At 53.7% G+C, this 10,417-nt stretch carries 13 protein-coding genes, 1 tRNA gene and 1 pseudogene; 9 read left to right on the top strand and 6 right to left on the bottom strand.

Going from position 1 to position 10,417, the window contains the following annotated elements:
- Positions 1 to 184 (top strand): annotated as a pseudogene (locus tag ACP5J3_RS07120) (PaRep2b protein); the annotation flags it as partial.
- Here ACP5J3_RS07120 and ACP5J3_RS07115 read toward each other — a convergent pair.
- Positions 164 to 937 (bottom strand): 4-phosphopantoate--beta-alanine ligase, encoded by a 774-nt coding sequence (locus tag ACP5J3_RS07115; protein WP_428495048.1) that lies wholly within the window; start codon positions 935 to 937, stop codon positions 164 to 166. The pseudogene ACP5J3_RS07120 and the gene ACP5J3_RS07115 overlap by 21 nt on opposite strands.
- A 44-nt stretch (positions 938 to 981) precedes the next feature.
- On the opposite strand from ACP5J3_RS07115, the gene ACP5J3_RS07110 reads away from it, so the two are divergent.
- Positions 982 to 1,926: an acyl-CoA thioesterase gene (locus tag ACP5J3_RS07110; RefSeq protein ID WP_428495047.1), complete on the top strand. Its 945-nt coding sequence runs from the start codon at positions 982 to 984 to the stop codon at positions 1,924 to 1,926.
- On the opposite strand, the gene ACP5J3_RS07105 is transcribed toward ACP5J3_RS07110, so the two are convergent.
- Together ACP5J3_RS07105 and ACP5J3_RS07100 are read right to left on the bottom strand one after the other, a co-directional pair.
- Complete coding sequence (locus tag ACP5J3_RS07105) at positions 1,923 to 2,423, bottom strand: Rab family GTPase (protein ID WP_428495046.1); 501 nt, start codon at positions 2,421 to 2,423, stop codon at positions 1,923 to 1,925. The genes ACP5J3_RS07110 and ACP5J3_RS07105 overlap by 4 nt on opposite strands.
- Positions 2,413 to 3,192: a hypothetical protein gene (locus ACP5J3_RS07100; protein WP_428495045.1), complete on the bottom strand. Its 780-nt coding sequence runs from the start codon at positions 3,190 to 3,192 to the stop codon at positions 2,413 to 2,415. Before ACP5J3_RS07100 ends, ACP5J3_RS07105 begins: the two co-directional genes overlap by 11 nt.
- 104 nt (positions 3,193 to 3,296) lie before the next feature.
- Between ACP5J3_RS07100 and ACP5J3_RS07095 the strand changes: the two genes are divergently transcribed.
- The 7 genes from ACP5J3_RS07095 to ACP5J3_RS07065 all read left to right on the top strand — a co-directional run bounded on the left by ACP5J3_RS07095 (position 3,297) and on the right by ACP5J3_RS07065 (position 8,154).
- Entirely contained in the window at positions 3,297 to 5,033 is a 1,737-nt protein-coding gene (locus tag ACP5J3_RS07095) for an ATP-binding protein (protein WP_428495044.1), read from the top strand.
- Positions 5,034 to 5,045: 12 nt separating this feature from the next.
- A complete protein-coding gene (locus ACP5J3_RS07090) occupies positions 5,046 to 5,213 on the top strand; it encodes a hypothetical protein (protein WP_428495043.1) in 168 nt (55 codons plus the stop codon).
- 402 nt (positions 5,214 to 5,615) lie between these two features.
- Positions 5,616 to 5,927, top strand: a complete 312-nt coding sequence (locus ACP5J3_RS07085) for a hypothetical protein (protein WP_428495042.1) — start codon at positions 5,616 to 5,618, stop codon at positions 5,925 to 5,927.
- A gap of 3 nt (positions 5,928 to 5,930) precedes the next feature.
- The gene (locus ACP5J3_RS07080) at positions 5,931 to 6,596 is read left to right on the top strand and encodes a ParA family protein (RefSeq protein WP_428495041.1); all 666 of its coding nucleotides are present in this window, start codon (positions 5,931 to 5,933) and stop codon (positions 6,594 to 6,596) included.
- Between the two features lie 48 nt (positions 6,597 to 6,644).
- Positions 6,645 to 6,986, top strand: a complete 342-nt coding sequence (locus tag ACP5J3_RS07075; RefSeq protein WP_428495040.1) for a hypothetical protein — start codon at positions 6,645 to 6,647, stop codon at positions 6,984 to 6,986.
- A 38-nt stretch (positions 6,987 to 7,024) separates the two neighbouring features.
- A complete protein-coding gene (locus ACP5J3_RS07070; protein ID WP_428495039.1) occupies positions 7,025 to 7,696 on the top strand; it encodes a transcriptional regulator in 672 nt (223 codons plus the stop codon).
- Positions 7,697 to 8,013: 317 nt separating this feature from the next.
- Positions 8,014 to 8,154 (top strand) — tRNA-Cys (locus ACP5J3_RS07065).
- Positions 8,155 to 8,213: 59 nt separating this feature from the next.
- On the opposite strand, the gene ACP5J3_RS07060 is transcribed toward ACP5J3_RS07065, so the two are convergent.
- The 3 genes from ACP5J3_RS07060 to ACP5J3_RS07050 form a co-directional block, all read right to left on the bottom strand.
- Positions 8,214 to 8,495 (bottom strand): hypothetical protein, encoded by a 282-nt coding sequence (locus ACP5J3_RS07060; protein WP_263243944.1) that lies wholly within the window; start codon positions 8,493 to 8,495, stop codon positions 8,214 to 8,216.
- Between the two features lie 16 nt (positions 8,496 to 8,511).
- Positions 8,512 to 8,652 carry a hypothetical protein gene (locus tag ACP5J3_RS07055; protein WP_428495038.1) on the bottom strand — a complete coding sequence of 47 codons (141 nt, stop codon included), beginning with the start codon at positions 8,650 to 8,652 and terminating at the stop codon, positions 8,512 to 8,514.
- Positions 8,653 to 8,673: 21 nt separating this feature from the next.
- The coding region (locus ACP5J3_RS07050) for a putative PEP-binding protein (protein ID WP_428495037.1) at positions 8,674 to 10,417 on the bottom strand (1,744 nt) is incomplete at its 5' end.

Genomic DNA, 10,417 nt, shown 5'->3' with positions numbered 1-10,417 from the left:
CATACACGCAGGCGCCGAGGGAGGACGCGAAGCCGAACACCTAAGGACCGTGGCGGTGCTTAAAGCACTAGGAGTAGAGAGGTGGAGCAGAAAGCCAGAACAGATACAACTCAGCGGCGGCGCCCTAGACGTCTTCATGCGCCTAGAGCCCGTATGCGCCGCCCTAGGCCAATGCCAAATCTAGGCCGCCGGCCAGCTCGTCGAGTCTTTTTGAAATGTGGCGAAGCGCAGCGGCGAGGATCCTCCCGTTGTCGTAGCCCCGCACCAGTTCCTCCAAATCCTGGCGTCCGTAGCTCTTCATAGTCTTTACGGCGTCTACCAGCTTCGGCATGGCTCTTGTCAGGTTGTCGACTATAGTTATGCTGGCGGCGCGGGCGGTGCGGCTCATCGGGTTTAGGTCTATGGCTATGACGGTCTTGCCCATTCTGCGGAGGGCCTCCGTCCTGTCGCCGTCTTCCAGCGGCACTAGAACTACGTCGGCTTTGTAAATCCCCTCGCAACTAACCCTCCTCCTCTCGCTGAACAGCTCCGGTATTGTACAAGAGGCGTCTTCTCCCACTCCCAGCACGCGCCCGGCGCCGTGCCTCTTCAGAACCTCGGCTATTTTCTCCTCCCTCTCCCTGGTGCGGTAGAAGAGGTTGACCTCGACTAGGGCGGGGACCGCCTCTGCCAGCTCCACGACCTCCCTTGGGGTCAGCGCCGCGACGTTGCCGTTGACGCTGATCACCGGGTGCCTCGCCAGCAACAGAGCCGCGGCGGCCGCCTTGATGGCCTCCAAGGCGAAGGGCTGCGTATCCTCTCCTATTAGGTAGTCGAAGCACTCTCCCCTGCCCTGGGCTATCAAACCCTGTGCGGCTACATAACCCTCTCTAAAGCCCTCCACGACCCTCTCCCTTTCTAGTAGGCTCCTGTAGCGGGGGTGCGTGGGCGGGATCACGTGTGTGGGCTAGACACCTTATATAAACATGTAGCTGGTGGGGTATGCACGTCTCTGAAACACTGGTCGAGTCTACGAGGTTGGTGTCTCAGAGACATGTCAACCCCCTGTCGACGCTGTACGGCGGCTATATGTTGCAGTGGGTTGCAGACGCCGGCAGCGTCGCCGCGATGAACTTCGCGGAGGGGGACGTGGCGCTGGGGTTTCTCGACAAGATGCACTTCCTCTCCCCGGTGAGGCTGGGCGACTTGGTTGTCTTCAGGGGGTGGGTGGTGGGGGTCAGGAGAACTAGCATGAGCGTGCTCGTAGAGGCGTATGTCAAGAGGGGGGATGCCCTCAGCCTAGCCACGGTGGGCAGGATGGTATTTGTACGTATTGACCAGTCGGGTAGGCCCCACCCCGTTGGGAAGGTGGTGGAGTGCGACCCCGGCTGGGAGGGGCTTTGTAGATACTTCAACGAGTGGAGGACGTCCGCCGACGCCGTATTTGCCCAGGAGGAGCCCACGGCGGGCGCCGGGTGGCACTCCACCAGCCGATTCCTAGCAATGCCAGAGGACTCCCTCGACGGCATGCTTATGTACGGGGGGAGGCTACTGTTCAGACTCGATGAGGCGACTTTTGTCGAGGCTTTTAACTACTACCCCACTGTTTACGTAACTGCCAGCGTTAATAATATTGTGTTTAGGCGGCCTATATACGTGGGGGACATAGTGGAGGTTAAGACGGGGGTGACCCACGTGGGCTCTACCAGCATAGAGGTGGGGTTCGTGGTGGAGGCGTATGGATTTAGAGGGAGAAGGAGAGTTGCCGACGGTTACTTCACTTTTGTAAATATGGAGGGGGGCAGGCCCAGCGAGATTAAGGCGCCGCCGAGAGGCGACGAATCCTCCCGGCTTAGGAAAGAGGAGAATGTAAAAGAGGCTAGGAGGCTCAGGTCGCTGAAGCCCCTTCCGGGGAAGGCGCCTTGGTTTCTGCAGCTATTCGCCTAGAGGTTCTCCACTATTTTGTGTAGCAGATCGGGCGGGTCGTCCCTCAACGCGGAGGTGTAGTACAACGCCTTGGCGCCCAGCATCTTAGCCGCGTCGTCGCCCTCCGTGACGTATCCCAGCTCCTCGGCTAAGTCCCGCTTGTTGCCTATCAGTATTACGTTGTGCTGTGGGTACCGCGAGGCCCACTGATCTATTTCAAATAAAGCCTCCAGGGTCTGGGGCTCCACTAGGCTGTACATGTAGACTATTAGGTCAATACGTGTGCCAAAGGTCTTTACCGCCTCGTAGTACCTCTGCGCCACCTCAATCGCGTACTGACCCGGCGTGTCGACTAGATAAAGCTCCCAATCGCCATACGGCATCTGGTAGACCCCGGGCTTCCTCGTGACTCTAGGAGTCTTAGCCATACCCAACACTCTGTATATATACGTCGTCTTCCCCACGCCGCCGACGCCGAGAAACACAACGGTTTTCACCACTCTCTTCCTAGGAAACATGGGTAATACAGATATCACCGTCCTTGTATGTGATATTGCCGCCGCGGCCGCATTCTTCACCCCTCCCAAGCCCCAGAGCCTCTGCAATTAAGTCGGCGAAGATCCCCAACGCACCTGTGAAATTAACTCTGTAAATCTTATCTGCTATTTCGCGCGCCTTTCTCGTATCGATAGATCTGTGGCAAAAGACGGCGAAGGAAAATCTTCCGTACTTATCAACAGGTAGATCCTCCAGATGCCCCACCTCGAAGCTTATAAAAACAGAGGGGGCCAGGGACTCCCCAACCCGTTCAAGCTCCAGGGGGAGGATCGACACCCTCTCCTCCTCAAGGACAAGGGCCTCCCAATGCTCGTCTAGTATGACTAGGTCGGCTCCTGTAGCCGCCGATATTTCAGTGGAGAACCCACATGGCAACCACCCGGCGACCAGCGCCAGCGATCCCCTACCGAATTTATCCGCCACCCTCACTCTGTAAGGCTGGAAAATAGCGGTGGCGGCGAAGACGGCTTCGTAATTCGGCTTGGCAGACTCGCCTATCAGGTAAGGGATGATTATATCATCGAATACGGAGCCCAAGAGGCGGCTTGAAGCAGGGGGAGGGATCTTGTTAGTTCTCTTGTATTTATCGCCCCTCTTCGCGAAATAGCCCATCTCCGCCAGTAAGTGGAATAACCTGCCCAGCGTGTCGTCTGCCTTTACCTCGCTCTGTTTTAATAATATGCGAATAATACGGCTACCGGCGATACCTGCATCTAACGCTGTAGACACAGAAGTTTATGCAAACCGTTTTTTAATATATGATTTAAAATCCCGGAGTTAAATAGGGGCGCGCTGTCTAAACCGTGCATATTTTAAGCCGCCGCGGCGGCGTGATGAGCCTTAGGCTAGGAGAGCAGAGTGTCTCAGTCGTAGAGACCCCACTGATGCGCGAGTTGAAGAAGCGGGTGGAAAGCGGAGTCTCGGTGCTGGTAACCGGCCCGCACGGCGTGGGAAAGTCCGTGCTTGTCTACTCGACGGCGTATTTAGCTTTGGAGGGAGGCGCCGTAGTGATAGACCTAGCCTCGGACACGTCGACATTCGCCGAGTATATAAGACTTGCGAAAAAGGCAAAGACCGCGCTCGCCGTTTTCGACGCGGTGCCGCCCCAGTTCTACGCAGAGCCTGAGGTGTGGTCCGAGCACGCGGCCCTTTGGAGAGACAGCTGTAGCAAGATTACAAATAGGGCCGACTACGTGAGGAGAAGCGGCTACCCCGTAATTCTCGTACTGCCCACAGACCTGACGGTTAGGTGTAGAAAAGAGCTGGCCCAATACGAGAAAATCGTAGTAAGACCCGAGGCCGAGACTGCCCAGGAGATCTTCTTGAGAAACAGCGAGGTCTTCTGCGGCGAGGACTACGCCAAGGAAGTGGCAAAGCTGGCGGCGAAGTGGGGCGAGGGCACGTACTACATGGCGTACCACGTAGCCAGGTCTCTACAATACTGCGACGAGGATCCAGTGTCGCTGGTAGAGGAGGCGAGAGCTACGTACGTGGAGAGGCTCTCTACACTAGCCCAAGCTTTCTACGCCCCCACCTGCAGAAAAGCCAGGGCGTTTGTACACACACTTAATAGCAAAAACTTACCCCCCGTCCTAGCCAGCCAGGCGGTTCACCACGACTTGGTAGAGGCGAAGGTAAGGACTTTGGAAAGACTAATGGCCTTAATCGATAAGGTATCGGGCCCCCATAGAGAGTACGTGAAGATCCTAGCCCTACAAGCCTCAGAGGATTTGAAGCGGATCATGCGCCCGCGCTGGTACGTCAAGGCGTTGCTGAGGAAGGCGGATCCCCTATACGGCGAGGCTTTGGGAAAGGCGGCGGACGAAGCTGTAAAAAAGTGTGGATTAAGGCTGGGGGAGATTAGACTAAGGACTTTAGTCAAGGCATATGTAATAGCCTACGAGGCCAGCGACGACCTCGCCAAGGCCATAGCCGCCGTCGCCACGGGAGAGAACCCGTGTATAGGGAAGATGAGGGCTTTATGCCGCCGCGGGGCGCTACAAGAGGAGGTGCTAGATGCTGTTTTAAACCCCCAGCGGCTCAGCATAGAGCTACCGCCCTCTGCGGCGGAGGGCCTAGAGCGCTACGCGGGGCTGAGGGCGGAGGACGTGGGGGAGCGGGGGTGGATAGAGGTGTTAAATTTTCTCTACGAGTCTTCGGAGCGGGGGAGGGTAGACTTGAGGCCATTTAGAGACTACGTCGATATGGCCCTCCGCCTCGGCGGCTCGATTACAAAAAAGCTGGCCCTCGCCACTGTGCAGAACGCCAGCGTCGTGCCGGGGGAGTTGCTGGCCCAGGCTCTCGTAACCGCCATTGAGATTGGCGAAAGTTACGAATACCTACTAGATAGGTACGTAGAGGTGGTGGGGGACGCCTCGCTGATCTACGAGAGGTGCGGCGCGGGGTGCGGAGAGGTGGTCGTTACGGCCGCGGTGGCCTCGGCAGCAAAGGCCGCTGGCGAGGCTCCGTGCCGCGCCATAAGGCAACTGGAAATCGCCTTGGCGGGCGCCGGCTACGGCGATGTGGTCGAGAAATACAGCCCGCACAAGGCATGTCTCAAACCTATTTAAACAAACTGTAACTTGCCTACGTGGAGAGATATAAGAAAGTACGGCGACGCAGTCTTTATTGAAGAATTAGTAAAACTCTCAGAGCTACACACATCGTCAAGACAGGAGTTGGCCGAGAACTACATAAAGAACGAGGGCGAGAGGCTTCTCAACGTCGTGGATAGGCTGGGAGGTGCCTGAGATGGAGCAGTTAGGCTTGAACGAGATCAGGGAGAGGCTGTTAACTAACGAGAGTCAGAAATTATTATCGAAAAACTCAGAGCTAGGCTGTTGGACGTAAAGGAGGGGCGAGACACCTATCTCACTCTGGACGAGGTATTCGACGCAATTCGAGAGCTGAATAATCTGTGGGACGCGGCGGCGAAACTAATAAAGTTCTACAAGCAACTTTATTCAGACTTGTCGCCGCTATTTCTTATTACCGCGTGATCTACACAATGCTTAAAAACTAAGTCAAAATACAAGGGGAGAAGTTTAGGACTTAGTAGGTGAGAAAAAGAGGAGCCTAGACAGGAGGTTGCACAAGCTGTCCAGGAGCCAAGGCCGAAGCCCGAGGCAACAGCCATCCAGGAAGTTGCGGCTGTGGTCAGGGAGAGTACAGATGTGGGACAGTTCATGCGCTATGTGGCGTCGACAATAGCAAAGCTTCCGCCAGAGGAGAGGACTTTCGTGAGATTCCTAATCGCGCCTAAGGCGACGCCTCTGGTAATAAACGACAGGATGATAGACGTGATTTTTAAAAACATAGACCTGCTGGAGGAGCCGCACATAGAGGCTTTAAGCAAGTCCATGTCGCCAGAGGACTTGGTGAAGCTGGCGGATAGGTTTAATAATAAACTAGCCGCGCTAGTGGCGATATTCGCTGAGAAGTGCCGCCCGGCTCCACAACCGTAATAAATGATAAAGACTGGGACAGTCGCCTTTACCAGCTGTAAAGGAGGAGCTGGAAAGACAACCCTCTCCGTCAACGTATCGGCCGCTCTTCCACTAAACGTACTACTTATCGACCTCGGAGGGGGGGCCTCGAGGTTCTTCCCCGCCCCGCCGATTGACATAGAGAGCGTTAATCCAAACATAGAGGCTTATAGAGATACAAGAGCTAAGAATATCTACGTAATTCCAATAGCGATAGACCCAGCCACCGTGTGGAGAGTAGAGAACTGGGAGCGCATATTTCAAGACTTAAGCGAGGCAGTTAGGAAAAATATCATAAAGAACTCGATAGACGTCGTCGTGCTTGATATGTACCAGCTGTCGCGCATAACGCCAATCGAGGTTTTCGGACTTGATAAATCTGACATAGTTGTCTTAGTTGTCGAGGGGTATGAGGACTGCACAAAGCCCGTGGCGCTACTAAAAAAGTTTTTTGACGCAAAGCTCATAACCGTGTTAAATAAACACGAGCGGGGAATCGAGTACCCCGGCGCCGTCGTGAAGATACCCTTTTCCGCAACTCTAGACTACTACAATAGGAGGGGCCAGTTCTATACCAAACCTGTGACTAAACTCGCCGAATTCATACTACAGGAGCTAAGGAAAATACCAAGCTCTAAGTGGTTTTGATTTTGTATAACTACCGGAGGGTTTATATAATAGGCACATTTAGTACGTGTGGATATTAAACAGCTGGTAGCTACCGTCGCCTCCGTCGCCACAAACGCAGACCTTAATACAATATACGCCTTAGTCATGTTAGCCGTCGAAGAGCTAAAGCTTAAATTAGATGTGTCAATTACATTAGTAGAGGAGGCTCTGCGTCAGCTCGTTGAAGAGGGGTACTTAATAGAATACGAAGAGGCCACACTAGATCTCTCCAAAAGAACCAGGAAGTACATAGCAACTGAAAAATTGTCCCAAGTAGCAGGCAAGCCACCACCTAAAACAGCCCAGGTGGCAAAAATGAGATATGTAACACCCACATTCTATTATCTTCTAAATTATGCAAAGAAGTAGACACCACAAAAAATAAATTAGAACACAATACCTAGTATGTGAACTTCACTATACTCCTATTTCTAGCTCCACTTTCTATATGGGTATTCACAATACCTGTGCCCCCCAACGCAACAGTTACTATATACTCGTCGCTACCTCCCCTCTGCAACTCAACCCCAACTACCCCAGTGCAAGATCCAGCCACAGTGGACATAGTATGCGTCAACCCATATCTACACGGTGTACGTATAGCTGGGTGGATAAATCTTGAGCCGGCACCTCCAACACCACCGACCCCGATACAAACCCCCGAGGTGCCTGCGGTGGCGATAGCAACCGGCGTGGCGGCTGTAGCCGGTCTAAGCCACCTAGTGAGCAACAGGAGAGAGCTACTACTAGTGCCCATCGCACCCATCATTTCGAGAATAAAAACAGCCTCAGCAGACGACCCAGTAAGGAAAGAAATTCTACGTGTAGTTGAGCAGATGGGCGCGGTAACACTTTCACAAATAGTGAAACTTACTAAGAAGAGCTGGGGAGCCGTGCAGTGGCACGTCTACGTACTAGAAAGAGAAGGAAGGCTAAAGAGCGTCAAGATAGGACCATTTACCTACTACTTCACAAATCCGAGAACAGCCGCCGAGATAATACTCTCCTCTGTGGACCCTGGAAGCTTAAGCCTCGAAGACAGAGAGAAACTAGACATAATGGCCAGCGCCGTATCATAACCAGTCCCACGCCGACGGTTGCAGTAACTCGGTGCGCTGTGTTAGCCAGGGCGGGGGGCGATTAGATCGAGATAAACCCAGCGCTGACGGCGCAATCCGGGATTAAGCAACACGGCTTCAGGCACGTTCACGTCGACCACACCGCCATAAACTTCGACATCTCTAACAGCAACAAAAGAGAAACGTGGCACTAAGGGCGAGCAGGTGAGAACACAAAAGAAGACAACCAAAACGACTAGATCCCATCCCCCTCTGTCGTAAGCGCCCCTTAGTGAACAGGCAGGTAAGCTTAAAAATATTACACAGAATTGGAAATAGCCCCGGTAGCTCAGTTCGGTAAAGAGGAAATCTCCGGAGGAGCGGCGGGCTGCAGACCCGTAGGCTAGCAGTAGGCGGACGTCCCGTCAAGCCCCCGCGAGGGGGCTTGGGGCAAGGTTCAAATCCCGGCCGGGGCTCCACGTCCTCATAGAACCTCTCCTTGTCTGTAACCTGTTGGTGTAACGTGAACCAGCTTCGTCTATGGCTTTTCGTTTTTTAGTTGCTGTATTAACCGCTCTACGTATGCTATGGCGTCTAGGGAATTTTTCAGCTCTATCTCGTCTTCTTTTACTTTGCCGGAGCTTTTAACGAGGTAGGCTAGGCGTCTCGTCTTTGGGAACCACAAGAGATAGATCTCGTATCTGCCCACACGTCCGTTTATCCACTCCAGGTAGCCGTTGGCCTCGCCTGCGTTGTCTACTGAGTCTAGCATCTTGGCTACCTCGGTGTGGAAGGATCCGATGAAGTGGAGGAGGTTCACGGGGATTCTGAAAAAATTACTTTATTTTTGTACACCTCTCGCTTCTCACTTCGGTTTTTTGGCTTTTCTCCGGCGGACCGCCGAATCTACAGACGTCTATATACGGCGCTAGTATCAGACACATGCTGGTTATGAAATTCTTTAGCCTAGTCCACATGTATGTACAGTGTGTATTATTTTAAATTGGTTTTTGATGGTGCTTATTTTGCCGGTTTAACACCGCGGCTTGGGCGGCGGCTAGCCTGGCTAGGGGTACTCTGAACGGGGACGCGCTGACGTAATCCACTTTTGTTTTGTGGAAGAAGTGTATAGATCTGGGATCGCCGCCGTGTTCCCCACATACGCCGACTTCTATAGATGGGTTTGCCTCTTTAGCTGTCGCTGCTGTTTGCTCCACTAATTTACCTACGCCCTTTACGTCGATTGTTTCGAATGGATTGGCGTCTATTATCTTCAGGTCTAGGTACTGCGGTATGAATTTGTTCTCTGCGTCGTCGCGGCTAAAGCTAAACACGGCTTGCGTCAAGTCGTTTGTCCCGAAGCTTATAAAGTCTACGTGTCTAGCTATTTCGTCTATGGTGAGGCACGCCCTCACCGTCTCAACCATGGTGCCAATCTTTACGTTTAACTTGACGCCGAAGCTCTCCTCCACGTCTCTAAGCGCCGGCATAATCGCCTTGTCCTTAACATAAACTATCTCCCGGACCTCGGAGACTTGCGGTATCATGATCTCCACCGCCGGGCTATGTCCCTCTTTTTTAAGCTCGGCGGCGGCCTCAAGTATAGCTCTGTTTAGGTAGTAGTAGAAGTCGGGATGAGTAACGCCAACTCTTACTCCCCTGTGGCCTAGCATTGGGTTAGCCTCTTGCAACGCCTTGATGCGTCTATACAACTTCTCGAGCTCCGCCGTGTCTTCTCCACGCATCTTCTTCTGATATATCTGCTCCAGCACCTCCTCAGGCTTGGGCAGAAATTCGTGTAGCGGCGGGTCGATTAGCCTCACGATGACGGGAAGCCCATCCATTATCTTAAACACCTCCTTGAAATCTGCCTTCAACATTTTGTAGAGTCTTTCTAGGTGTGGCCTCCTCTCCTCAGGCGTCTCGGCGAGTATGATTTTTCTAAGCAACTCCAAACGCTCGGGCTTTCTAAACATCCTCTCAATCCTCAACAGACCAATGCCCTGGGCGCCGAATTTCCTGGCAATGGCGGCGTCCTCCGGCAGATCTGCGTTTGCCCTCACGCCGAGGCGTCTAAACTCGTCAGCCCACCTAAGCAACTCCTCCAGCTCAGGTATTAACTCAGCCTCTATCGTGGGCACGACGCCGATGTACACACTGCCGGTGTGGCCGTCGATAGTTATCCAGTCGCCTTCGCGCACCACGTGGCTCCCCACTTTGAAGTACTTCTCCTCTTCGTGAATTTCAATAGCCTCAGCGCCAACCACCGCGGGTTTTCCAATAGCCCTAGCCACCACCGCCGCGTGGCTAGTCATGCCGCCCCTACTGGTCAAGACGCCTACTGCTGAGTAGAAGCCGTGCACATCGTCGGGCTTTGTCTCAACTCTAACTAGTATAACTCTCCTGCCCTGGGCGGCCCACCTCACCGCGTCGTCTGGGTGGAAAACCACCTGCCCAGACACCGCGCCGGGGCTCGCCGGGAGGCCTTGGGCCACTGGCTGCGCCTTGGCCTTGGGATCGATACGTGGATACAACAACTGAAGCACGTGCTCTGGGCTTACGTAGAGCAAGGCCTCCTCCCTCGTGATGATGCCCTCCTTCGCCATATCCACAGCTGTCTTTATCCTGGCAAGAGCAGTCATCTTCGCGTTTCTAGACTGAAGGAAGTAGAGACGGCCCCTCTCAACAGTGAACTCCACGTCTTGGACGTCCTTATTCACCCTCTCAAGTAGCTTAACGCCG

This window comes from Pyrobaculum sp. (assembly GCF_049971835.1).
Taxonomy (GTDB): Archaea; Thermoproteota; Thermoprotei; order Thermoproteales; family Thermoproteaceae; genus Pyrobaculum.
The sequence above is the reverse complement of the archived record's forward strand: the minus strand, read 5'-3'. Positions and strand labels throughout refer to the sequence as shown.

Bases quoted from the DNA above. Each gene is read 5' to 3' on its own strand.
- ACP5J3_RS07110 (WP_428495047.1), top strand. From the start codon at position 982: ATGCACGTCTCTGAAACACTGGTCGAGTCTACGAGGTTGGTGTCTCAG.
- ACP5J3_RS07080 (WP_428495041.1), top strand. From the start codon at position 5,931: ATGATAAAGACTGGGACAGTCGCCTTTACCAGCTGTAAAGGAGGAGCT.
- ACP5J3_RS07105 (WP_428495046.1), bottom strand. From the start codon at position 2,423: ATGTTTCCTAGGAAGAGAGTGGTGAAAACCGTTGTGTTTCTCGGCGTC.
- ACP5J3_RS07055 (WP_428495038.1), bottom strand. From the start codon at position 8,652: ATGTGGACTAGGCTAAAGAATTTCATAACCAGCATGTGTCTGATACTA.
- ACP5J3_RS07095 (WP_428495044.1), top strand. From the start codon at position 3,297: ATGAGCCTTAGGCTAGGAGAGCAGAGTGTCTCAGTCGTAGAGACCCCA.